The organism is Streptomyces sp. NBC_01016, assembly GCF_026341035.1.
Lineage (GTDB): Bacteria > Actinomycetota > Actinomycetes > Streptomycetales > Streptomycetaceae > Streptomyces.
Map to the genome: position 1 here is coordinate 3,915,832 of NZ_JAPEOQ010000002.1, position 22,178 is coordinate 3,938,009.

Below are 22,178 nucleotides of genomic sequence, written 5' to 3' on the forward strand. Positions count from 1 at the left end.
AGACCCCGCACGATGACCCTGATCCTCACCCGCTCCACCATCCGCGCCCTGCTGGCCGACCGGGCCGAGGCGGTGGAGGCGGCCGTGGCGCGCGCCCACCGCGACCTCGCGCACGGCCGGGCCGTGCTGCCCGCGCCGCCCGCCATGCGCCTCCCGGACGGCGACGGCGCGTTCGTCGCGATGGCCGCCGCATCGGCCTCCGACCGGCTCGCCACCGTGAAGCTCCTCGCCGACCTCCCCGGCAACCGTGCGGCGGGACTGCCCGTGCAGCGGTCCACCGTGCTCGCGATGGACGCCGACACCGGCGCCTGCGCGGCGCTTCTGGACGGCGCCGAACTCACCCGCGTACGCACCGCGGCCGCCACCGCCGTCGCCACCCGCGCCCTCGCCCGCACCGACGCGACGACCCTCGGCCTCATCGGCACCGGACCCCTGGCCCGCGCGCACGCTCGCGCACTGCTCCCCGGCCGCCCCTACGAGCAGGTCGTCCTGTGGGGCCGCACCCCGGAGCGCGCCCACGCCCTCGCGGCCTGGATCACCGCCGAACTCGGGCTCCCCGCCAAGGCGTTGGACGAGCCGCGCGCCGTGACCGAGGCGGCCGACGTGCTGTGCACCCTCACCCCGTCCCGCGAACCGGTGGTCCGCGGCGCCTGGCTTCGCCCGGGGCAGCACATCAACGCGGTCGGTGCCCCGCCCAGGCCCGACCACCGCGAACTCGACACCGAGGCCGTCGTGCGCTGCCGCGTCGTCGTCGACGCCTACGACACGGCACGGGCCAAGTCCGGTGAGGTCCTCGTCCCGCTCGCCGAAGGAGCCCTGAGCGAGGACGACTTCCGCGTCGAACTCGGCGACGTCCTCACCGGCCGGGCCCCGGGCCGCACCACCGACACGGAGCTGACGCTGTTCAACTCGGTGGGCGTGGGCCTCCAGGACCTGGCCGTCGCACGGATGCTGATCGACCTGGCGGGGGAGCGGGGGACGGGTATCCCGGTCGACCTGGGATCGTGACCGTCAGCAGTCCAGGTCACCCGTCGGGCAATAATGAGTCACATGACGGACATGACGCACCCCAACACGCCTGCGCCGGAGCGGAGTTCGGTGGTGATCGTCGGTGCGGGCCCCGCCGGACTCACCGTCGGGAACATTCTGCGGGCCGCGGGCGTCGGCTGCGTGGTCCTGGAGTGCGAGAGCCGTACGTTCATCGAGCGGCGGCCGCGGGCCGGTGTCATCGAGGAGTGGGCGGTGCGCGCCCTCGACCGGCGTGGCCTCGCCGCGCAGTTGCTCAAGGGCGCGGAGCGGCACACGGAGTGCGAGTTCCGCTTCGCGGGTGAGCGGCACCGCTTCGGCTACACCGAACTGACCGGGCAGCACCACTTCGTCTACCCCCAGCCGCTGCTCGTGACCGACCTGGTGCGGGAGTACGCCGACGTGCGCGGCGGCGACATCCGCTTCGGTGTCCGCGACGTACGCCTCCACGACCTGGAGGGAGAGCGCCCCTCGGTCTCGTACACCTGCGGCGACACCGGTCAACGGCGGGTGCTGCACTGCGAGTTCGTCGCCGGGTGCGACGGGGCCCGTGGGGCGACGCGCGAGGCGCTGCCCGCCGGCCGGGTCCGCGTCGCGCGGCACGACTACGGCATCGGCTGGGTGGCGCTGCTCGCCCAGGCGCCGCCGTCGACGGACCGTGTGCTGTTCGGCATGCACGAGGAGGGCTTCGCCGGGCAGATGCCGCGCAGCCCCGATCTCACCCGCTACTACCTGCAGTGCGCGCCCGGCGACGACCCGGAGAGCTGGTCGCACGAGCGGGTGTGGACGCAGTTGCGCAAGCGACTCGCCGCAGAGGGCGCCGCGCCGCTCACCGAGGGCGAATTGATCGAGAAACGCGTCCTCGACATGCACGACTACGTCACCGAACCCATGACGTACGGGCGCCTCTTCCTGGCCGGGGACGCCGCCCACCTGGTCGCCCCCATCGCGGCCAAGGGCCTCAACCTCGCCCTGTACGACGCGTTCCACCTCGCGGACGCGATCGTGGCGCACGCGGCGGGCGACAGCAGTGGTCTCGAGGGGTACGGCGAGGCATGTCTGCGGCGCGTGTGGGACTACCAGGAGTTCTCGCAGTGGCTGTCGGAGGTCTACCACGGCGCGTCGTTCGGCGACCCGTTCCGCACGGGCACGACGCTGGCCCGGCTGCGCCGCCTGTTCACGTCGCGGGCGGCGGCGACGGCGTTCGCGGAGCAGTATCTGGGGTCGGCGGAGGGGTACTGAGAGAGGGCGCGGCGGCACCGACGACGTCTGCACGAAGCGGACGCCGCGCCCCATGTGGCGCGTAGCTCTCAGCCGGTCCGCAGGGCGCCGTCGAGGAGCGGCAGCAGCCGGTCCCAGTGGCGCTTCAGCGCCTCCGCGGAGAAGGCGGAGGTGTCGGCCATCGTGAAGCCGTGGACGCTGCCGGGGTAGAGCTCGATGGAGTGCTCGACCCCGGCGGCCTCGAAGGAGCTGTTGAGCTCGGCGACGGCCTCGGGCTTCAGATCGCCCTCGGCGAGCCCCAGGTGCACACGGGCGGTGACCTTGCCGACAGCGAGGTGCGGACTGTCGGGGGCGTCGGTGACGAGCATGCCGGGGTGGAATCCGGCGACGGCGCCCACCCGGTCGGGACGGGCCGCCGCGGTGCGCAGCGCCAGGGCGGCGCCCATGCAGTAGCCGGTCGTGCCGATCGGGCCCTCGGCGACCTCGGGCTGGGCGCAGAGGTAGTCGACGAAGGCCTCGGCGTCGCTCAGGGCGCGCTCGGCGGTGTGCTCCTGGAGCAGCGGCGTCAGCCGGCCGATGACCTCCGGCCGGTTCTCCTCACTGATGTGCTCGGGAATCTCGACGACGGGCGAGGCCCCGCGCCGGTAGTAGACGTTGGGCACGAGCACGTAGTAGCCGTGCCCGGCCAGCTCGCGGGCCAGCTCCTCGATCACGGGCCGCACGCCGAAGGCGTCCATGTAGAGCAGTACGCCCGGGTGCCGCGCGCCGTCGTCGGGGAAGGCGACGAAGGCGTCGGCCCGGCCGTCCGCGGTGGGTATCTGCACTGTCTTGCTGGTGACGATGGCGGATCATCCTTCCTGGAACAACCGATACCCGTGCACAGTACAGTTGTCTGCCGCGACGGCCCTTCGCGCGGGTGGCCAGAGGCGGTGGGGCTCAGTGGCTGTGCCGCTTGCTCGCCCAGAAGACGGCGCGGGCCGCCCTTATCCGCTCGGCCTGCCGGGCGGGATCGAGGGCCGACTTGAGGGCGGTGCGCAGGAGCTCGGGGTCGACCAGCTTGCCGCTGCCGTCCGGCGGGGTGCGCCACAGGAACGAGTGGTGGCGCACGCCCGTGATGCCGTCGGCGTCCGGGGACGGCATGCACAGGTCCTCACCCGCGGTGAGCAACCGCACGTCCTCCGTCTCCGGCCAGGCCACCGAGGCGCCCGTCGGGTCGGGGCGCGTGAGGATGTAGAACACCGGGCGCGGCTTGGCGTGCTCCTCGAGCACCGGCACGGCGTCCGCCTCCTCGCCCAGCTCCCACAGCACCGTCAGACCGAGCGGCTGCTGCACGCGTAATGCGTCCCAGTCGCGGCCCGCCGGGAGCTTCGCCAGAAACGGCGACTGCTCCCATGCGGCATATGCCTCGCTCGGCTTTCGGTGACAGGAGGCCAACCACTGCGCTCCGTCCATTGGGTGACCATACGTCAACTGCCCTGTCTGGTCAGCGGATTCATCAATCCTTTGGCCTCACTCCGTGAAGGTTTGGCCATGACTGCCGTGTCGGGGGCGGACTTCGCAGTTGGCACATGCCGGAACGCGTGTGAGGTTGCTGCGCGCGGGGATCCACGTCAAGAGCGCCCATTGTGTAGATAATTCCGCTATGCCGGATTCTCTCGACGCAGTGGACGAACCCGTCCCCGAACGCCACGCCTCTTGGCTGGAACTGTTCTTCGATCTGATCGTCGTCGCGGGGGTGGGGCAGCTGTCCCATCTGCTGCACACCGGGCCGACCTGGGCGGCGCTGGGCGAGTACGGCCTGCTGTTCCTGGCGTTCTGGCTCACTTGGGTGATGTTCACGATGTACGGGAACGTGGCCCAGGACCGGGCGCGCACGCTCGTCGTCATCGTCGCCATGTTCGGGATGGCCGTGATGGCCGCGGCCGTGCCGGGGGTGCGGGAGTCGGACGAGAAGGCGTTCGCGTTCGCCCTCGCCTACGTGGTGGTGCGCGTCATCGCCTCCCGCGCGGCGAACCGGCCGGGACGGGTGATCGTCGATCTGCCGATCCTCCAGCTCAGCGGCGGGCTCGTGCCGTGGATCGTGTCGCTGTGGGTGGGCGGGGACGCGCGGCTCTGGCTGTGGGCGCTGGGGCTTGCCATCGACGTGTTCGTCATGGTGAGGGTCTCGCGCGACGCGATGCAGGATGCGGTCGACGAACGCTGGGACACGGCCAAGCAACGTGTGCAACGGCGCCTTGAACAGGAGGAGCGCAGGAGTGGTGCCGGGCACCCCGCCCACGACATCGGCGAGCGCGGCCGCCGCGCCCTGACGAAACCCGAACTGGTGACCGCGGACGTCACGCATCTCTCCGAGCGCCTCGGACTGTTCGTGCTGATCGTCCTCGGCGAAGGACTCGTCCAGTCCGTCGACGCCGCCGGGGAGGCGGAGTGGAACGGCTCGGTGCGAATCGTCGCAGTCGGCGCCTTCGCCATCCTCGTCCTCGTGTGGGTGCTGGCGCTGCTCGGTGGCGCGCACGGGCTGCCGCTGCTGGTCCCGGAGGCGCTCCCCGTGCACCTGGTGCTGCCGCTGCACTGCCTGTTCGCGGGGGCCGTGGCGGCGCTCGCGGCCGTGCTCGGCAGGGCGGTGGCCGACGCGGACGGCGCCCTGCCGGGGCCCGCGCGGATGCTGCTCGGCGCCGTCGTCGCGCTGATCCTGCTCACCGCGGCGGTGTGCGCGGCGGTCTCCGGTCGAGGGTGGCGGTGGACGGCGGGAGCCGTGCTGCCGGCCCTCGTGGTGGCCGGTCTGCTGACCGTGGGCCAGGGGCCGTCGGTGTCCGAGGGCCTCGGAACCGGGCAGGCGGTCGTGCTCGCGGTGGTCGCGGTCGGGTGGCCGGTGGTGTGGCGGGCGCGACGGGGCGCGGCCGAGCCCGCCACGGCCGGCTGAGCCCGCCGCCCCATCACGCCGTCGCCGTCCACGCTCAGGCCGGTGACACCAGCCACACGGCCGTGTCCTTCGGCAGCGCGCCCGCCGTGAGGGGCCCGCTGGTGAGGAGCGGAGCGCCGGTGAGGCCGAGCGTAGAGAGAGGGAGCGGGTGTTCGCCCAGGTTCACCACGCACACCAAGTTCCCGCGGCGGAACGCGAGATGGGACGCGCCGGGCGCGGAGAGCCACTGCGGGGGCGCCGCGGGATCCGGTGCCGGGTGGGTGCGGCGCAGCCGAAGCGCCCGCCGGTACAGGGCGAGCGTCGAGCCCGGGTCCGCCTGCTGCGCGGCCACCGTGAGCGGCGCCCAGTCGTCGGGCTGGGGCAGCCAGGTCGCCTTGGGCGCCGCGGTGCTGAAGCCGTACGGCGCCGCAGTGCCGTACCAGGGCAGCGGGACGCGCGCGCCGTCACGGCCCCGCTCGGTGTGCCCGGAACGTTCCCACAGCGGGTCGAGGATGCGGGCGTCGGGCACGAACGCCTGCGGAAGACCCAGCTCCTCGCCCTGGTAGAGGTACGCGGACCCGGGCAGCGCCAGCATCAACAGCGCGGCCGCACGGGCGCGCGCCAGGGAGCCGTGCCGGGTGACGGGTCGCGGCGCGTCATGGCTGGAGAGCAGCCAGGTCACCGCGGAACCGGGCACCGCGAACGAACCGTCGATCACCTCGCGCAGCTCCGCCGCGTCCCAAGCGGCCTCCAGGAAGGCGAAGTTGAAGGCCTGGTGCATCTCGTCGGGGCGGATGTAGCGCCCGAGCCGGGCGGGGTCGAAGACCGCCGACTCCGCGACCATCACCCGGTCCTCGGGCGCCACCGCACCCGGCGGCGCGGGGTGCGTGTCGAGGAGGGTCCGCCACTCGCGGTAGAGCGGGTGCAGTTCCTCCTGGTCGTAATAGGGCATGAGGTGGTTGCGCAGCGGGTCGGTGTGCTGCCCCGGGCCCGCGTCGGGCAGGCCCTCCGCCTTGAACAGGGCGTGCGCCACGTCCACCCGGAACCCGTCCACGCCCCGGTCGAGCCAGTGCCGCAGCACGTCGGCGAAGGCGTCGCGCACCTTCGGATTGCGCCAGTTGAGATCCGGTTGCTCGGCCGCGTGCAGGTGGCAGTACCACTCGCCGTCCGCGACCCGCGTCCAGGCGGGTCCGCCGAACGCCGACTGCCAGTCGTTGGGCGGCAGTTCACCGTCCGTGCCCCGGCCCGGCCGGAACAGATACCTCTCCCGCTCCGCCGAACCGGGCCCGGCGGCCAGCGCCTCCAGGAACCAGGGGTGCCGGTCGGAGGTGTGGTTCGGGACGAGGTCGACGATGAACTTCAGGTCCAAGGCGTGGGCGCGGGCGGTGAGTTCGTCGACGTCGGCCGTCGTCCCCAGGTCCGGGGCCACGCCCGTGTAGTCGGCGATGTCGTAGCCGCCGTCGGCCAGCGGCGACGGATAGAACGGCGTGCACCACACCGCGTCGGCGCCCAGGTCCTTGATGTGTTCGAGGCGCTGGGTCAGCCCGCGAAGGTCCCCGACGCCGTCGCCGTCGGAGTCGGCGAAGGCCCGCGGATACACCTCGTAGCAGACCATGTCCTGCCACCAGCTCATGCGACGACACCTTCCGAAGCCCATGGGAACGAGGGGAGGACCGACTGTTCGCGGCCCGTCGCGGCGGCGACCGTGGCCGCCTCGGCGACCGCCACCGCGCCGAAGCCGCTGCGGGCGTCCGCCGCCGGCGGTGTGCCTTCGCGCACCGCCCGTACGAGGTCGGCCATCGCGGCGCGCACGCTCTGCGCGTACACATACGGCTTGCGGGCCTCGCCACCGAGGTCGATGACCGCGTGGACGTGGTGCGGCGCGGTGCGCCGCTCACCGCGTCCACGGGCGGGAGTGGCCGGTCCCGCGTCGCGTTCGACGTGGACGGTGAGCTGTTCGTCGCCGTGCGGCCGGAACCCCTCGACCGTCAGCAACGGGCCGAGCTGGAGCGGCAGTTGCTCCCAGCGGCGGGCGCCCGCCTCGTCGGTCCACGCCGAGATCTCCGCGTAGGCGGGGATCCAGCCGGTGATCCGCGTCTCCTCGAACCCGTGGTCCAAGCGCATGAGTTGACGCTCGGCGCGGTGGGCGTGGGTGAAGGAGTGCAGGTGGGAGGCGAGGACGCCGCCGGGGTGCACGACATCCGCGCTCACCATGTCGACCGGCCCGTCCGGCCGCGCCACCGCCGTCGCTCGCACGCTCACCGGGTCCGTGCCGAGCAGCGCCCGCGCCGCGTCGAAGAAGTGCACGCCGTGCTCGACGAAGATGCCACCGGAGTGCGCCGGGTCCCAGAACCAGTGGTCGGGGCCCAGGTCCTCGTCGGCGGCGTCGTTCTCGAACAGGAACCGGCGGACGGGCGCGAGCAGCTTCCGCTCCGTCAGCCGCTGGACCGCCCGCAGCAGCGGGTTGTAGCGCAGCACATGGTCCACGACCAGGACACGCCCTGCGCGGCGCGCCTCGTCGGCGACGGATGCCGCGTCCTCCGTCGTGGTGGCGAGCGGCTTCTCGCAGAAGACATGGCGTCCCGCACGCAGCGCCTGGGTGGCCATCGCGGCATGGGTGGCGGGCGGCGTGGCGATCAACACCGCCGCCACGTCGTCCCGTTCGAGCAGTTCGTCGAGCGAGTCGAGTGCAGGGACACCGTGCCGCGCGGCGAGCCGTGAAGCCCGCTCGCGCGACGGGTCGGCGACCGCCACCAGGCGCAGGCCCGGCAGTCCGGCGACGGCGTCCAGGACGAACTCGGCGAAGCCGCCGCAGCCGACCAGGCCGACACCCAGGGGAGGGGGTGTCATGCGGTGCGCTCCAGGAGGGCCACGCCGATGTGCGCGTCGGCCATGCCGTAGAAGACGTACAGCTCGCCGTCGATCTCCTCGATCGCCGTCGGGAAGACGACGTTCGGGACGGTGCCGGACATCTCTTCCTCGGTCTCGGGGGCCATCAGCGGCTGGTCGGAGCGGGCGAGGATCTTCGACGGGTCGGCCGGGTCGAGGATCATCGCGCCGGCCGCGTACGACACCTTCTGGTTCTGCGCCCAGGGGTCCTCGATGGTGCCGGAGACGCCGTGGTGGATGAGCAGCCAGCCTTCGGGCACGCGGATCGGGGCCGGGCCGCCGCCGATCTTCAGGGACTCCCACTCGTACTCGGAGAGCGCGACGAGCGTGTGCTGTCGCGGGCGGACGAGGGCGCGGATGTCGGCCTCGACCTCCTTGACCGGCACGTACGAGATCCAGATGCCGGGCCGCTCGTCGGTGACACCGGCGGGCAGGTGCACGCCCTCGCCCTCGCGGAACCAGCCGAGGTCCCACATCGGGCGGTGCAGCATCGCGTACGACAGCTCGCCGTCGGGGGCCGGGACCGGCTCCGGGAAGTGGACGACGTCCTTGTTCGGGAAGAGGTTGAGGTCGGTGTCGAGGTCGGTCTGGTACGCGAACTGGATCGGGCCGAGGCGCGTCCAGTCGGTGAGGTTCTCGGAGACGGCGAGCGCGGGCTTCGGGCCGAGCGGGCCGTAGGCGACGTACGACATGACGTGCTTGCCGAGCGAGGGGACCCAGGTGATGCGGGGGTCCTCGACGCCCGCGTTGTTCTTGCCGCGCTCCCAGCCCTCGTCGGGGGCGAGGACGACGCCGCGGCGCTCGACACCGTTCGGCACGCCCTGCTCGTCGAAGGTGACCTCGGCGAGGCCGACGCGGGAGACGTTGCCTTCGGAGACGAGGCGGGGGAGGAGGTGCAGTGTGCCGTCGGGGGTGCGTCCTGCGGCAGGGTTGAGGACGCCCTCGACCTCGTTCGCCTCACCGGCGAGGGGCGACATGACCACGCCCTTGCGGACCATGCGGTAGGGGATCGTGGTGGCAGTGTCGTCGGTGGGATTGCTCATGTGCGGATTCAGCCCTTGGTAGCGGAGTCGATGTCGGTGGAGGTGAAGTGGCGCTGGAACACGAGGAACAGGACCACCGCGGGGAGAGCCAGCACACACGCGCCGGCCAGCAGGGCGCCGGCCGGGTTGGCGACCGTGCCCTGAAGATTTGACAGGAAGCTCGCGAGGGAGACCGCGAGGGGCTGCATGTCGGCGTTCTTGGTGACGAGGAACGGCCACAGGAACTCGTTCCACGGCCCGATGAACGTCAGGAGCAGCACGGTCAGGATGGCCGGCTTGGCCATCGGCAGCGCGATCTTCCACAGGATCCGCAGCTCGCTCGCGCCGTCGATGCGCGCCGCTTCGAAGAGGGACTGCGGCATCTGCGAGAAGAACTGCCGGAACAGGAAGACGGCCGTGGAGTTGATCGCGAACGGCAGGATCATGCCGAAGTAGTTGTCGCCGAGCCCGTAGTCGCGGACCACGAGGACGTACAGCGGCAGCGTCAGGAGCTGGAACGGGACCATCTGCACGAGGAGCAGCGCCCCGAACACCGCGCCCTTGCCGCGGAACTTCAGCACGGCGAGCGCGTATCCGGCGAGCACACCGAAGACCAGCGTGCAGATGAGGACGCCGATCGTCATGATCCCGGAGTTGAGCAGCGAACGGCCCAGCGAGATCGTGCTGTTGATCGCCGCGTAGTTGGCGCCGGTCAGGCCGGAGGGGACGGCCGCCGACAGATCGCCGGCCGTGACCTTCCGCAGCGAGCCGACGACCATGTAGTAGAAGGGGAACAGGAAGACGACCGCGCCGAGCGACAGCAGCACGTAGCGCAGGGCCTTCCCGCCGACGCGGCGGCCGGGCGCGGGAGTGGTGGCACTCATGTCAGTTGCCCCTCTCGGTGAGCTTGCGGGCGGCGAGCGAGACGACCATGACGAAGGCGATGAGGACGACGCCGAGCGCGGCCGCGACATCGGGGTGCCCCTGCTCGATGCCCTTCTGGTACATGAGCAGCACCGGCGACGTGGACGCGTGGTCCGGGCCGCCGCCCCCGGTCAGCAGGTAGGGCTCGCTGAACATGTTGGCGCCGGTGATGATCGCGTAGATGACGACCAGCGTCGTCGCGGGACGCACGCCCGGCACGGTCACCGAGAAGAACTGCCGCACCTTGCCGGCGCCGTCCATCGCGGACGCCTCGTACAGTTCCTTGCCGACGTTCTGAAGTGCGGCCAGGTACAGCATCACGAAGAAGCCGAGCTGCTTCCAGGTCACGAAGACGGCGATCATCGGCATCGCGAGATGCGTGTTGACCAGCCACGACGGGTCCGGTGCGTGCGAGCCGAGCAGATGGTTGACGAAGCCGTCCTGGCCGAAGAGGAACTGCCACACCGCGACGAGCGCGACGCTCGCGGTCACGTACGGGAGGTAGAACGCGGCGCGGAAGAACGCCCGCCCTCGCATCTTCGCGTTCAGCGCGGCGGCCAGGACCAGCGAGAGGCCCACGGTCAGCGGCACGTTGATGACCAGGAAGATCAGGATGTTGAGGAACGCCTGGCCGACCACCGGGTCGGTGAACACGTCCTTGTAGTTGGACAGGCCCACCCACGGCGCGTCCACGTCCGTGCCGGGAGCCGTGAAGTAGAAGCGGTGGAAGGACATCCACACCGTGTAGACCAGCGGGATCGCGAAGACGACGAGCAGGAACAGCACGTACGGGGAGACGAACAGGGTGCCGATCCGGGATCGCTGGGAGCCCTTCTCGATGTTCACGCTCATGACGCGTCTCCGTACTCGTTCAGCAGGTCGGTGATCTCGGACGAGGCGTTGCGCAGACCCGCGCTTGTGGATTCGCGGCCGAAGACGACCGACTTCGTCCACTCGTCGCGGAAGGCCTGCCAGATGTCGACCGAACCCGGCACGTTCGGCACCTCGACGACGCGCTCCGCCTGGTCGGCGAAGGCCTTGTACGTGGGGTGCTCGGCGAAGTAGTCGGCGTAGCGCTTCGTCAGGTCCTCGCGCATCGGCATCTGGCCGGTCGTCTCCAGGAACCTGCCGTCCTGCGCGCTCGACGTCGCGAACTTCAGCAGGTCCCAGGCCGTGCCCCGGTTCTTGCACGCGCTGAACATCGCCACCGACTTCTCGTCGCTGAACGAGTGCTTGCCGCTGCTGCCGTCGGAGGTGGGGACCGGCGCGACACCGATGTCCACGGCGTTCTTGTACGCGGAGACGGCCCACGGCCCGACGGTGGCCATCGCGGCCTTCCCGTCGTTGAGGGCGTCGCCCGGATACGCCTCCTGCGGCGCCAGCTTCTCCGCGTACAACTCCCGCCAGAAGGACGCCACTTGGCGCCCGGCCGCGGAGTCGAACTGCGGTTTGCCGTCCTCGATCAGCTGCTTTCCGCCGCTCTGCGCGGCGAACGCGGGATAGAAGTCGTACCAGGGCTGGAAGAAGTCACTGGACGGCGAGGGCCAGATCGCCGCTTTCGCGGCGCCGCTGTGCACCAGCGTGCGGGAGGTCTTCAGGAACTCCTTGTACGTGGCGAGCTTCGGGTGCTCCGGATCGAGGCCGGCCTCCTTGAACAGCTTCTTGTTGTAGAGGATCATCACCGGGTTGCTCTTCCAGGGCAGCTGGTAGAACTTGCCGTCCGGCGACTTGTACTGGTCGGCGAGGCCGCCGCTGCGCCCGGTGACGTACGACGTGCCGCCGGGGAAGTCGTCCAGCGGGACGAGCCCGTTCTGCTTCTGGAAGGTCGGCACCGCCGCGGGCGAGGTGTTGAAGGCCAGGCAGGCCGACGTGCCCGCGATGATCGAGGCGCTGATGGCCTCCTCGGACGTCTTGCCCGCAGGGATCTGCTGGGCGGTGACGTGCTGATCGGGATGGCGCTTGTTCCACGCGGCCACCATCTGCTTGCCCCACTGCACCTCTTGGGCGTTGTTGGACAGCCAGACCGTGATCGGTCCGCGCGCGTCGGCGGCGACGTTCGCGTCGGGGGCGGCCCGGCCGCAGGCTGTCGCCGCTCCCGCGAGCGCGAGCACGAGCAGCGAGGACGCCGTTCTCCTCAGCATGATGATCTCCGAACTGTTCACGCGCGGCCTCGTCGCCGTGCGCAATTCCCGGTCCGCGCACGGCGCGGCCGAAGCCTGTTGCTCCATCGCTTTGTCGCTCTGTCGTGCGGACTCAGTCGCGCGGGGCGGGACCGATCGACGCACGGGGAATGAACTCGGCGGGCGGCAGCGCCACGTGCGCCGCGCCCTCGTCCCCGGCGAGCACCGCGTCCAGGGCGCGGGCCGCGGCCTCGCCCCAACCGCGGGCGTCCGCACGGGCGGAGGAGAGCGGCGGATAGCTGTAGCGGGTCAGGGGCGCGTCGTCGTAGCCGACGACCGAGAGCCGCTCGGGGACCGGGACACCCAGCTCCTGGGCGACCGAGAGCCCGGCCATCGCGGCCAGGTCGTTGCCGTAGACGATCGCGGTCGGCGGGGTGTCGAGCGCGAGCAGCTCACGGGTGGCCCGGGCACCGCCCTCGGCGCTGAACCCGCCGGGCAGTACCGGGCCCTCGGGCAGGCCCAGGTCGCGCAGCGCCTGCTCCCAGGCGAGGCGGCGCCGGTGTGCGTGCCGGAACTCGTGGGGCCCCTCGACGTGCGCGATGCGCCGGTGGCCGAGGTCGGCGAGGCGGCGGACCGCGGCGGAGTAGGCGGGCTCGTCGTCCAGGCTGACCGTGGGCAGGCCGCCGCCCCACTCGGGCTGGCCCACCACCACGGCGGGCAGGCCGAGCCGGCGCATCAGCGGAGGGCGCGGGTCGTCGTGCCGGAGGTCCGTGAGCAGTACGCCGTCGACCTGGCGCTCGGCCGCGAGGCGCTCGTACACGCCCTGCTCCTTCTCCGGCGTGGTCACGTGCACCATCAGGCCGTCGCCGCGCTGCCCGATGACGGCCTCGACGCCCGCGATGAATGCCGGAAAGAAGAGATCTGCCCCGATCTGTTCCGGTTCGCGGGTCAGGACGAGGCCGAACGCCCCTGCCTTGCCGAGCGAGAGGGCGCGGGCCTGGCGGCTCGGCGTCCACCCGAGGTCGGCGGCCGCCGCGAGCACGCGGGCCTTGGTGTCCTCCGCGATGCCGGGGCGGTCGTTGAGGGCGAAGGAGACGGTGGCGCGGGAGACCCCGGCGTGGCGTGCGACGTCCGCGATGGTGGGCTTGCGGGCCATGCGTGCGCAACTCCTTGAGGGCGGCCTCCGGATGGACGTTCAAACCGGTTTGAACGGCCGAACGGCGTTGACTAAACCGGTTTGAACGTGGAGGCGTCAAGAGGTTGGCCGATGTGATCTGCGTCGCTGCGCGGTGGGTGGCGCCGGTGGTGTCGTGGCGTCGCGCAACGCCTGCCGTTCGAGCGACGGTCAAGGTCTGTCGTGCGTGCGACGGTCAACGACCGCCGTGCGAGCGGCGGTTGAGCACGGCGACCGTCGCCAGGAGGGCGAAGAGGGCCACGGCGAACCAGGTCATCGCCGAGGTCGCCGTGAGCGAGAGCGTGGCGACACCGAGGGCGACGGCCGGGCCGCTCAGTCCCAAGTAGGCGACGAGGAACAGGCCCGCGAGCGCCTCGCCGCGCCGCTCGGGAGCCGCCATCGCGACCACGGTCCCGACCGCCGCCTTGAACAGCAGCCCCGCCCCGACGCCCGCGACCGCACCACCCACCAGGAACGTGGCGAGGTCGGCGGTGTGCATCCCGACGACGAGCGTGACGAAGCCCGCGCCCTCCGCGAGCAGCCCCAGCGTCGACTTCGCCCGCGGCGCGAGGCGGTTGGTGAGGATCTGGGCGAGGGCCGCGCCCCCGAACACCAGGAACGAGATCGCCCCGGCCAGGAGGTGCGACGGGTGGTGCAGAGCGTGTGCGACGAACCCGGCGGCGATCGACGAGAACAGGCCGAACACCGCGAAGGACGCGAACGCGCCCGCCGCCGCGGCCACATACCCGGCCCGGTCGCCATGGTCGGCGCTCACCCGCTGCGGCCGGTAGCGCGGCCTGACCGGCAGCTCGCGCACGGTCTCCGGAGTGCGGGACAGGGCCACCGCCACGACGGCGAGGAGGACGGCGAACACGAGATACGGCAGCCGCAGCGGAGCCGTCACGTACTGCGCGAGGAATCCCGAGACCAGCGGGCCGAGGCCGAGTCCGCCGATGTTGGCGGCCGTCGACACCGTCTCGAACCGCCCCGGCGATGCGGCGGGACGGTGCGCGCCGTGCAGTTCGGCCAGGTGGGCGGTGGCCGTCGCACTGAGCATGCCGATGCCGAGACCGCTCACGAACCGGGCGACGAGCAGCACCGGAAGCTCCGGACTCGACAGGAACAGCAGGGCGGCGACGAACTCGAGGCCGAGCGCCGGCAGCAGGATCTTCTTGCGCCCCACCCAGTCCGACACGTGCCCGGCCAGCAGCAGGCTGACGACGACACCCACCGCGTACACCGCGAAGACGACGGTGACCATGAAGGTCGAGAAGCCGTCCCGCTCCTCGTACAGCGGATACAGCGGGGTGGGCACCGTCGAGAACGCCATCGACGTGAGGAAGGCGAGCGCCACGATCCAGAAGCCGATGCCGTGCCGGCGCGAACCGGTGGCGGGGCGTGCGGTGGGCCGGGCGGTGGGGGAGTGGGACGGGGTGCGGACGCGCGTCGGCGTGGCCATGCGGCAGGAGTCCGTTCGGCTGGAGGAGGTGCGGGCGGGTACGGTCCACTCTCCGCGCGCACAGCCATCACGTCCAACGAATCTTCGCGCTGGTGACGATCGCGAGGACAGATGGTTGCTGCGATAGTCGACGAGTGGAACTACGTCATCTCGAGTACTTCGTCGCCGTGGCGGAGGAGCAGAACTTCACGCGCGCGGCGGCCCGTCTGCACATCGTGCAGTCCGCGGTCTCTGCCGCAGTCAAAACGCTGGAGCGGGAACTGGACGCGCGGCTGCTGGACCGCAACTCCAAACGGGTGCTGCTGACCGACGAAGGGCGGGCGCTGCTGCCACGTGCCCGGATCGTCCTGGAGGCCGCGCGCGACGCCGCGGACGCCGTGGCCGAGGTGCGGGGCGCGCTGCGCGGCACCCTGCGCCTGGGCACCCTCACATCGATCCGGCTCATCGACCTGCCGGGTCTGCTGGGCGAGTTCCACCGTCGTCATCCGGGGATCCAGGTGCAGATCACCGTCGCGCCGACCGGGTCCCAGGGGCATCTCACGGCACTTGCGGAACGCCGTCTCGACCTTGCCCTCGTGTCCCTGCCGGGGGCAAGTCCTGCGGAGGTCGAGCTGACGCCGCTGGCCGGCTCGACCCTCGACCTCGTGGTGCCGGCCGACCACCCGCTCGCCGGGCGCGAAAGCGTGGCGATCCGCGAGCTGGCCGGGCTGCGTTTCATCGACTGTCCCGTCGGCTACGGGAACCGCTCCGTCGCCGACCGCGCCTTCGCCACGGCGGGCGTCCCGCGCCACGTCACCATCGAGATCACGGACCTCGCGACCAGCGCCGATTACGTCAGGGCGGGCCTGGGCGTCGCCCTGGTGCCGCGCTTCCTCGCCGACACCGCGCACGGCCTGGCCGTCCTGCCGGTGACGGACGCGGACCTCGGCTGGTCGCTCTATCTCGCGACCCCGGCGGACCGCCCGCCGAGCGCGGCTGCCCGCGCGCTCACGGACCTGCTGCGGAATTCGGCCGACACCATCGCATGACGGCGCGAACGAGGGCTTGAGGCGCCTCTGGCATGTGCCATACGTTTGGATGCGCCGAAGAGGGTTACCCTCTTCAACGCCCCTGGACCCTGGGCAGCTTGGCTGAAGACGCCACAGTCGCATCGCCGACAACGCGACTGTGGTCCTCCGTCCGAGACGCGCCTGCTGGGGCTTCCTCCCGCGGTCCCGCGGCGTCACTGGACGGAACAGGCGAGGAAGCGCGTGAAGGGGAGCCGTGCTTTCTCGTGGGTGGCCCCCGCCGATGTTCGGAAGCGATTTCCGGCGGGGGTCGCTGCTGCCTTCCCGGGCGGCCGGGCGGACGTCAGTGGCCGACTTGTGAGGCCGGGTGAATGGTCAGTGGCCGAACGCCTCCTGCAGCCACCAAGAGCCCTCGTCCCGCGTCGTCTTGGCGTCGATCACCATCGGCCGGTCCGGGGCGGCGAGCCACTCGGCGAGCGGCGACAGGTCCTCCGGCGCCGTCACCGTCAGGGCCGCGCAGCCGTGGCCGCGGGCGAGCGCCGCGATGTCGGTGTCGGGAAACGTGACCGTGGACAGGTCCGCCGCCTCGGTGGGGTGGCCGAAGTGGTGGACCTCGGCCCCGTACATGGCGTCGTTGTAGACCACCACCAGGAGCGGCAGGCCGAGGCGCACGGCTGTCTCCAACTCCGAGACGCCCATCAGGAATCCGCCGTCGCCGCAGGCCGCCACCGGGAGCCGCTCGGGCCGGGCGAGCGCCGCGCCGATCGCCGTCGACAGGCCGAGGCCGATCGACTGGAACGCCTGCGTGAAGCACAGCCCGTACTGGTCGGGCACGTCGAGGTACATGCTCGGGTAGCCCATGAAGTTGCCCGAGTCGACGGCGACCGTGCGCTCGGCCGGGAGCATGTCGTTGAGCGTGAGTGTGAGCGCCCGAGGGTCGATGCGGCCGTCACCCGTGCCGTCCTCGAACGGGACCTGGGGCCAACGGCCCTCGGCGGCAAGCCGCTTGGCGACGTCCGGCGTGCGGTATCGGCTCGCCGCGGGATCGTCCGCCAGGAGCGCGGCGACCTCGCGCGCCGTCTCCGTGACACCGCCCCACAGGCCCAGGTCGATGTCGCGGGTGCGGCCGAGGGCGTCGCGGTCGACGTCCACCTGGACGACCTTGGCCGTGTCCGAGATGAGGCGCCCGTGCCGCATGGTCCACATGTTCAGGGCGCAGCCCCAGCCCACGATCAGGTCGGCGCCCGAGATGAGTTCGGCGGCCAGCGGTGTGGAGAAGCCGCCGGCCACGTCCAGACACCACTCCTCGCCCTGCCGCCCGTTGAACAGCCCGCGCGCCACCGCCGACGTGGCGAGCAGCGCTCCCGTCCGCGAGGCGAGCGCCGCGATCGCCTCGCCGGCCTCGCCGGAACGGGCGCCGCGACCGGCCACGAACACCGGGCGTTCGGCGCGGCGCAGCAGCTCCGCGAAGTCCTCGGCGTCGGAGGCGGCCGGGCGCGGCAGACCGGGGGCCGGGCGGCGCCGCGGAGCCACCGCGTCCTCGGGCAGCGCCTCGTCCTGTACGTCGATGGGGACGTTGAGGACCACCGTGCGGCGCTCCTCGGCGCACAGCCGGAACGCGCGGGTGACGTCGTCCAGCGCCGTGCGCGCGGAGCGGACCCGCGCCGACACCGCCCCGACGCCCTCGGCGATGGCCGGCTGATCGACGTAGAAGTTCGAAGTCCGCTCGGTCGCCTCCGCCGCCACGACCAGCAGCGGAGTACGGCTCTTCGCGGCCTCGGCCACACCAGTAAGGGAGTTGGTGTAGCCGCAGCCCTGGTGCACGGAGAGGACGGTGACCTCGCCGCTGGTGCGGGCGTGCGCGTCCGCCATGACCGCCGCGCCACCCTCGTGCCGCGCTGCGACGAAGCGCGCGCCCGCGGCCACGAGCGCGCCCGTCACATGAAAGTTGCCGCTGCCCACCACGCCGAACGCGGTGCGCACACCGAGCCGGTGGAGTTCGCGGCCGATGGCTTCCCGTACGAGCATGCTCACTTGCCTTCCGAGGCGGGCGTCAGCGCCAGGACGCGCGCGGGGCTGCCGGAGCCGCCGACGATGCGCAGCGGCGCGACCACGAGCACCGCGCCGACCGGCGGAAGCTCCCCGACGCCCCGCAGCTGCGTCACGCCGTACTTCCCGTTGCCGAGCATGAAGTGGTGGACGGGGAAGGGCGGTTCGAAGCGGAACGCCTGACCCGCGTCCGTGCCCACGGTCTCCACGCCGATCCCCACGATGCCGGTCTCCTCGGCCAGGTAGCGGGCGCACTCCGGGGTGAGGCCCGGGGTGTGCGGGCCGTTGTCGTCGGCGTTGAGGAACGCGGCCTGGTCGTCGGAGCGGGTGTCCCAGCCGGTCCGGTACACCAGCCAGCCGCCCTCGGGCAGCGTGCCGTGCTCACGTTCCCACGCCTTCAACTCGTCGAGGCCGAGCAGATAGTCGGGGTCCTTGGCGCACTCGGCCGACTTGTCCACGACAGCGGCGGGCCCCACGAGCCGCGCCGCCGGCACACTGCCCACGTCCTCCAGGTGGCGCCCGGACGACCAGTGCACCGGGGCGTCGAAGTGGGTGCCCACGTGCTCGCCGGTGTGGATGTGGTTCTGGAAGGAGATCTCACCGGGATCGTCCCAGTCGTTGAGCCGCTCCAGCTCGAAGTGGGGTATCGGGTGCATAGGTTCGGGCAGCGGAAGGATCGGCGTCCCGGAGGAGAGGGGCGCCGTGAGGTCGACGACGCGGACGGAGCCGGTGGCGAGCGCGGCCGCCAGATCGCGTGTCGACGCGTTCCCCACGCCGGGTGTGTTCGGTGCTGAAGTCATGGTCATCATCATCGACGCTTCCGCCGCCCGAGCCAATGGCCGGGGGTGGTCACCAACGGGGCAGCCCCGGCCGGAAGTCCGGTTGGACACGGCGCATGTAGCCGCTGTCGTCGCGATCCCGGATGCCGGACTCCAGATAGACGCGGTGCATCCGTTCCAGTGCGTCACGGTCGAGGGTGACACCGAGACCGGGCCCTGTGGGCACGCGAACCGCCCCGTTCTCCAGCTTCAGCGCGCCCGGCTCCACGATGTCGCTGTCGGCGTTCCACGGGTAATGGGTGTCGCAGGAGTGGTCCAGGCGAGGCAGTGAAGCGGCGACGTGGGTCATCGCGGCGAGGCTGATACCGAGGTGGGAATTGGAGTGCATGGAAAGGCCGAGCCCGAACGCCTCGCAAACGGCGGCGAGTTCACGGGTGCGGCGCAGTCCGCCCCAGTAGTGGTGGTCGGTGAGCAGGACCTGGACGGCGTTCTCCCGCACCGCCGGGCGCAGATGCTCCCAGGCGATCACACACATGTTGGTCGCCAGCGGCATGGGGGACCTGCGGGCCAGCTCGGCCATGCCCGCGATGGTCCTGGTCGGATCCTCCAGGTACTCGAGGGTGCCGGCGAGGCGCCGGGCCACATATGCCGAAGTCTCCACGGTCCAGGCCGTGTTCGGGTCAAGGCGCAGCGGCGCGTCCGGGAAGGCGTCGCGCAGCGCCTCGACGGCGGCGATCTCCTCGTCGGGCGTGAAGACGCCGCCCTTGAGCTTGAAGGACTCGAAGCCGTACAGCTCCCGCATGCGCCGCGCCTGCGCGACGATGCCGTCCGGAGTGAGCGCTTCCCCCCACTCGTCCGCGATCGCCGGGCGTCCGTCGAGGGCGGGGTGCTGGGCCCATTTGTAGAAGAGATATCCGGCGAAGGGCACGCTGTCGCGCACCGCGCCGCCCAGGAGGTCGCTGACCGGGCGGCCGGTGAGCTTGCCCTGTGCGTCGAGGCAGGCCACCTCGATCGCCGAGGTGGTCCAGCCGCGTTCGTGCGCGCTCGGTACGTCGGCGCTCAGCGCGTCGTCGACGGCGGCGCACAGGGCCGTGGTGTCGAAGACGTCCCGGCCCGGAAGTATCTTCGCGGCCCGCTCCAGGCGGGCGAGCCGCGCGCTGCCGCCGGGTGATTCGCCCAACCCGACGGTGCCGTCCTCCAGGACGAGTTGGAGGACGCAGCGCAGCGCGAGGGGCTCGTGCACCCCGTCGGCGTTGAGTAGGGGAGGGTCCGCGAAGGCGATGGGCGTGACGATGAGTTCACGGATGCGGCTGCTGGCGTCCGGGGGAGCGGTATCCGGGTGAGCGGTGGACGACTTCATGCCTCGGGCCCTTCTGTCCGGTGGTCTGTTCGCGGGAGCGACGGCCATTCAGATAAGAGCACATGATTCGTATCCGTGAACAGTCCGAGCGGTCCCCGTGGGCCTGCCAGGCAGCGTGACAAGGCCTTTCACGTGCGTGAATCCCCGGTTCTGTGTGATCCATTGACGCTGTGACGGTCGGTCCGTAGGGTGCCCACGATCTTGATCAGCATTCAGAAACGCGAACCACCGTCCCCACGAGGCACCAGACTTGGGAGCCCGCATGGCCGCGCAACCGTTCAAGTGGAAGACCCGGGCCGAAAGGGCCGCGGCGGCGGCCGAACGCACCGCTGAGCAGCGTGCGATCAGGAAATTCCTGACCAGAATGCTGCCCGTGCTCGTCCTGATGCTGGTGATCAACCAGATGGACCGGACGAACGTGGGCTTCGTCCAGGACGACCTCCGTGCGGACGTCGGCGTCAGCGCCACCGCGTACGGCCTGGGCGCCGGCCTCTTCTTCATCGGCTACGCCCTGTTCGAGGTGCCCAGCAACATGCTCCTCGAGCGGCTCGGCGCACGTGTCTGGCTCACCCGGATCATGATCACGTGGGGCGCCGTGATCCTCGGGATGTGCTTCATCCACGACGTGTGGGCCTTCTACGGGCTGCGCTTCCTGCTCGGCGTCGCCGAGGCGGGATTCTTCCCCGGCGTCATGCTGTACTTCACCCAGTGGCTGCCGAACTCCCACCGGGGCAAGGCCAGCGCGATCTTCCTGGGCGGTTCGGCCACCGCGTACATCGTGACCGGGCCGATCACCGGGGCCCTCCTGGAGATGCACGGCATCGGCGGCATCGCCGGATGGCGCTGGATGTTCGCGCTCGAAGGCGGCTTCTCGATCGTGTTCGGCATCTTCGCCGGCTTCTTCCTCGTCTCTCGCATCCGTGACGCCCGCTGGCTGTCCGACGAGGAGAAGGAGGCGCTGAGTTCGGCGGTCGAGAGCGACCGGAAGGAGCGCACCCGTGCCCCCGGCACCAGCGGCATCAAGCTCCTCTTCCAGGGGCAGGTCGCCGCGCTGACGTGCGTGTTCTTCGCCATGGCACTGACCGGCTACGCCATCACCTTCTGGCTGCCGAGCCTCGTCGAAGAGATCGGCGGACTGTCTCCCTTCCAGGTCGGGCTCATCTCCGCGATCCCGTGGATCTTCGCCGTCATCGCGATGTACACCACCAACCACTTCACCGACCGGCTCCCCGACCGGCGCCCCTACTTGGCCGCGGCGCTGGTCCTGTCGGCTCTCGGCACCTTCCTGGCAACCCTCGGATCGCCCTGGTTCGGGCTGGTCGCGATCACTCTGGCCGCGGTCGGTGGCAAGGTGGCCGCGGGTGTGTTCTGGCCGATGGCCCAGCACGGCCTGGACGTGAAGATCGCCGCTCCGGGCCTGGCCCTCGTCAACTCGCTGGGCAATCTGGGCGGCTTCGTCTCACCGACCCTCTTCGGCTACCTCAAGGACACCACGGGAAGCACCAACGGCGGCCTCTACACCCTGTCCGCGGCCTCCCTCCTCGCCCTCATCGGCGTGGCCCTCATCCGCAACCACGGCCGCGGCCCCTCCGACCCGGTCCCCGCGAACGCCCCGAAGGACCGACTCGCCGCGGGAGATGCGTGAGGCCTCACGGCGCGCCCACGCGAGCGCGCCCTGAGGCTGGGGCCCGGCAGGGTGCTAGCCCATGCTCTTCGAGCCGTCCAGGGACTCGCGGATGATGTCGGCGTGGCCCGCGTGCTGCGCGGTCTCGGCGACGATGTGCATCAGGACCCGGCGGACGGACCACTGGGCGCCCGGCTCGTTCCAAGGGGCCTTCGGCAGCGGCCACTTGCGGTCCAGGTCGGGCACGGTCGCCACCAGTTCGTCGGTCGTGGCCGCGGCCTTCTCGTAGTCGGCCAGCACGCCGGCCAGCGTCTCGTCGGGCAGCAGCCGGAAGTCGTCCGCCCGGGCGGCGAAGTCCTCCTCGGTCATCGCCGAGAAGTCCGGCATGGCGGACGGGCCTTCGAGGATGAAGCCCACCCAGCCGCGCTCCACCCCGGTGACGTGCTTGATCAGGCCGCCGAGACACAGCTCGCTCGCCGTGGTCCGCTGCCGGGCCTGGTCGTCCGTCAGATCCCGCGTGGTGAAGGCCAGGAAGTGCCGCTGCTTGGCCAACGACTCAAGGATGTCGGCGCGTTCGCCGGTGACGGTGGGGCCCTGGGGGGTCGGCTCGCTGGTGGTCATG

The 22,178-nt window shown here is 71.4% G+C and carries 19 protein-coding genes; 5 read left to right on the forward strand and 14 right to left on the reverse strand.

Features of this window, described 5'->3' with window-relative positions:
- Positions 1-12 precede the first annotated feature (12 nt).
- Together OG746_RS44510 and OG746_RS44515 are read left to right on the forward strand one after the other, a co-directional pair.
- Positions 13-1,008 (forward strand): ornithine cyclodeaminase family protein, encoded by a 996-nt coding sequence (locus OG746_RS44510; protein WP_266725203.1) that lies wholly within the window; start codon positions 13-15, stop codon positions 1,006-1,008.
- A 42-nt stretch (positions 1,009-1,050) separates the two neighbouring features.
- Positions 1,051-2,268 carry a 4-hydroxybenzoate 3-monooxygenase gene (locus OG746_RS44515; RefSeq protein ID WP_266725205.1) on the forward strand — a complete coding sequence of 406 codons (1,218 nt, stop codon included), beginning with the start codon at positions 1,051-1,053 and terminating at the stop codon, positions 2,266-2,268.
- A 68-nt stretch (positions 2,269-2,336) separates the two neighbouring features.
- Here OG746_RS44515 and OG746_RS44520 read toward each other — a convergent pair whose 3' ends face one another.
- Positions 2,337-3,071, reverse strand: a complete 735-nt coding sequence (locus OG746_RS44520; RefSeq protein ID WP_266725207.1) for a dienelactone hydrolase family protein — start codon at positions 3,069-3,071, stop codon at positions 2,337-2,339.
- A 112-nt stretch (positions 3,072-3,183) separates the two neighbouring features.
- Positions 3,184-3,699 (reverse strand): hypothetical protein, encoded by a 516-nt coding sequence (locus OG746_RS44525; RefSeq protein WP_266725209.1) that lies wholly within the window; start codon positions 3,697-3,699, stop codon positions 3,184-3,186.
- Positions 3,700-3,889: 190 nt separating this feature from the next.
- Between OG746_RS44525 and OG746_RS44530 the strand changes: the two genes are divergently transcribed.
- Positions 3,890-5,170 (forward strand): low temperature requirement protein A, encoded by a 1,281-nt coding sequence (locus OG746_RS44530; protein WP_266725211.1) that lies wholly within the window; start codon positions 3,890-3,892, stop codon positions 5,168-5,170.
- A gap of 34 nt (positions 5,171-5,204) precedes the next feature.
- On the opposite strand, the gene OG746_RS44535 is transcribed toward OG746_RS44530, so the two are convergent.
- The 8 genes from OG746_RS44535 to OG746_RS44570 form a co-directional block, all read right to left on the reverse strand.
- Complete coding sequence (locus OG746_RS44535) at positions 5,205-6,782, reverse strand: glycoside hydrolase family 13 protein (protein ID WP_266725213.1); 1,578 nt, start codon at positions 6,780-6,782, stop codon at positions 5,205-5,207.
- Positions 6,779-7,999: a Gfo/Idh/MocA family protein gene (locus OG746_RS44540; RefSeq protein WP_266725215.1), complete on the reverse strand. Its 1,221-nt coding sequence runs from the start codon at positions 7,997-7,999 to the stop codon at positions 6,779-6,781. Before OG746_RS44540 ends, OG746_RS44535 begins: the two co-directional genes overlap by 4 nt.
- Positions 7,996-9,081, reverse strand: a complete 1,086-nt coding sequence (locus tag OG746_RS44545) for a glycoside hydrolase family 130 protein (protein WP_266725217.1) — start codon at positions 9,079-9,081, stop codon at positions 7,996-7,998. Before OG746_RS44545 ends, OG746_RS44540 begins: the two co-directional genes overlap by 4 nt.
- A gap of 8 nt (positions 9,082-9,089) precedes the next feature.
- The gene (locus OG746_RS44550) at positions 9,090-9,944 is read right to left on the reverse strand and encodes a carbohydrate ABC transporter permease (RefSeq protein WP_266725219.1); all 855 of its coding nucleotides are present in this window, start codon (positions 9,942-9,944) and stop codon (positions 9,090-9,092) included.
- A 1-nt stretch (position 9,945) separates the two neighbouring features.
- Positions 9,946-10,836: a carbohydrate ABC transporter permease gene (locus OG746_RS44555; protein ID WP_266725221.1), complete on the reverse strand. Its 891-nt coding sequence runs from the start codon at positions 10,834-10,836 to the stop codon at positions 9,946-9,948.
- Positions 10,833-12,125 (reverse strand): extracellular solute-binding protein, encoded by a 1,293-nt coding sequence (locus tag OG746_RS44560; RefSeq protein ID WP_266725223.1) that lies wholly within the window; start codon positions 12,123-12,125, stop codon positions 10,833-10,835. Before OG746_RS44560 ends, OG746_RS44555 begins: the two co-directional genes overlap by 4 nt.
- 112 nt (positions 12,126-12,237) lie before the next feature.
- A complete protein-coding gene (locus tag OG746_RS44565) occupies positions 12,238-13,260 on the reverse strand; it encodes a LacI family DNA-binding transcriptional regulator (RefSeq protein ID WP_266725224.1) in 1,023 nt (340 codons plus the stop codon).
- A 214-nt stretch (positions 13,261-13,474) separates the two neighbouring features.
- Complete coding sequence (locus tag OG746_RS44570) at positions 13,475-14,737, reverse strand: MFS transporter (RefSeq protein ID WP_266725225.1); 1,263 nt, start codon at positions 14,735-14,737, stop codon at positions 13,475-13,477.
- 134 nt (positions 14,738-14,871) lie between these two features.
- Here OG746_RS44570 and OG746_RS44575 point away from each other — a divergent pair, with 134 nt between their 5' ends.
- A complete protein-coding gene (locus tag OG746_RS44575; protein ID WP_266725226.1) occupies positions 14,872-15,765 on the forward strand; it encodes a LysR family transcriptional regulator in 894 nt (297 codons plus the stop codon).
- Positions 15,766-16,119: 354 nt separating this feature from the next.
- On the opposite strand, the gene OG746_RS44580 is transcribed toward OG746_RS44575, so the two are convergent.
- The 3 genes from OG746_RS44580 to OG746_RS44590 are packed head-to-tail and all read right to left on the reverse strand — an operon-like array spanning position 16,120 to position 19,932.
- On the reverse strand, positions 16,120-17,772 hold the full coding sequence (locus OG746_RS44580) for a thiamine pyrophosphate-binding protein (RefSeq protein WP_266725227.1): 1,653 nt from the start codon (positions 17,770-17,772) through the stop codon (positions 16,120-16,122).
- Between the two features lie 2 nt (positions 17,773-17,774).
- Complete coding sequence (locus tag OG746_RS44585; protein ID WP_266725229.1) at positions 17,775-18,593, reverse strand: cyclase family protein; 819 nt, start codon at positions 18,591-18,593, stop codon at positions 17,775-17,777.
- A 49-nt stretch (positions 18,594-18,642) separates the two neighbouring features.
- The gene (locus OG746_RS44590) at positions 18,643-19,932 is read right to left on the reverse strand and encodes a glucarate dehydratase family protein (RefSeq protein ID WP_266725231.1); all 1,290 of its coding nucleotides are present in this window, start codon (positions 19,930-19,932) and stop codon (positions 18,643-18,645) included.
- A gap of 262 nt (positions 19,933-20,194) precedes the next feature.
- Here OG746_RS44590 and OG746_RS44595 point away from each other — a divergent pair, with 262 nt between their 5' ends.
- Complete coding sequence (locus OG746_RS44595; protein WP_266725233.1) at positions 20,195-21,577, forward strand: MFS transporter; 1,383 nt, start codon at positions 20,195-20,197, stop codon at positions 21,575-21,577.
- A gap of 54 nt (positions 21,578-21,631) precedes the next feature.
- On the opposite strand, the gene OG746_RS44600 is transcribed toward OG746_RS44595, so the two are convergent.
- Positions 21,632-22,177 carry a DinB family protein gene (locus tag OG746_RS44600; RefSeq protein ID WP_266725235.1) on the reverse strand — a complete coding sequence of 182 codons (546 nt, stop codon included), beginning with the start codon at positions 22,175-22,177 and terminating at the stop codon, positions 21,632-21,634.
- Between the last annotated feature and the right edge of the window lies 1 nt (position 22,178).

Bases quoted from the DNA above. Each gene is read 5' to 3' on its own strand.
- OG746_RS44510 (WP_266725203.1), top strand. From the start codon at position 13: ATGACCCTGATCCTCACCCGCTCCACCATCCGCGCCCTGCTGGCCGAC.
- OG746_RS44515 (WP_266725205.1), top strand. From the start codon at position 1,051: ATGACGGACATGACGCACCCCAACACGCCTGCGCCGGAGCGGAGTTCG.
- OG746_RS44525 (WP_266725209.1), bottom strand. From the start codon at position 3,699: ATGGACGGAGCGCAGTGGTTGGCCTCCTGTCACCGAAAGCCGAGCGAG.
- OG746_RS44530 (WP_266725211.1), top strand. From the start codon at position 3,890: ATGCCGGATTCTCTCGACGCAGTGGACGAACCCGTCCCCGAACGCCAC.
- OG746_RS44535 (WP_266725213.1), bottom strand. From the start codon at position 6,782: ATGAGCTGGTGGCAGGACATGGTCTGCTACGAGGTGTATCCGCGGGCC.
- OG746_RS44540 (WP_266725215.1), bottom strand. From the start codon at position 7,999: ATGACACCCCCTCCCCTGGGTGTCGGCCTGGTCGGCTGCGGCGGCTTC.
- OG746_RS44545 (WP_266725217.1), bottom strand. From the start codon at position 9,081: ATGAGCAATCCCACCGACGACACTGCCACCACGATCCCCTACCGCATG.
- OG746_RS44550 (WP_266725219.1), bottom strand. From the start codon at position 9,944: ATGAGTGCCACCACTCCCGCGCCCGGCCGCCGCGTCGGCGGGAAGGCC.
- OG746_RS44555 (WP_266725221.1), bottom strand. From the start codon at position 10,836: ATGAGCGTGAACATCGAGAAGGGCTCCCAGCGATCCCGGATCGGCACC.
- OG746_RS44560 (WP_266725223.1), bottom strand. From the start codon at position 12,125: ATGCTGAGGAGAACGGCGTCCTCGCTGCTCGTGCTCGCGCTCGCGGGA.
- OG746_RS44565 (WP_266725224.1), bottom strand. From the start codon at position 13,260: ATGGCCCGCAAGCCCACCATCGCGGACGTCGCACGCCACGCCGGGGTC.
- OG746_RS44570 (WP_266725225.1), bottom strand. From the start codon at position 14,737: ATGGCCACGCCGACGCGCGTCCGCACCCCGTCCCACTCCCCCACCGCC.
- OG746_RS44580 (WP_266725227.1), bottom strand. From the start codon at position 17,772: ATGCTCGTACGGGAAGCCATCGGCCGCGAACTCCACCGGCTCGGTGTG.
- OG746_RS44585 (WP_266725229.1), bottom strand. From the start codon at position 18,593: ATGACTTCAGCACCGAACACACCCGGCGTGGGGAACGCGTCGACACGC.
- OG746_RS44590 (WP_266725231.1), bottom strand. From the start codon at position 19,932: ATGAAGTCGTCCACCGCTCACCCGGATACCGCTCCCCCGGACGCCAGC.
- OG746_RS44595 (WP_266725233.1), top strand. From the start codon at position 20,195: ATGGCCGCGCAACCGTTCAAGTGGAAGACCCGGGCCGAAAGGGCCGCG.
- OG746_RS44600 (WP_266725235.1), bottom strand. From the start codon at position 22,177: ATGACCACCAGCGAGCCGACCCCCCAGGGCCCCACCGTCACCGGCGAA.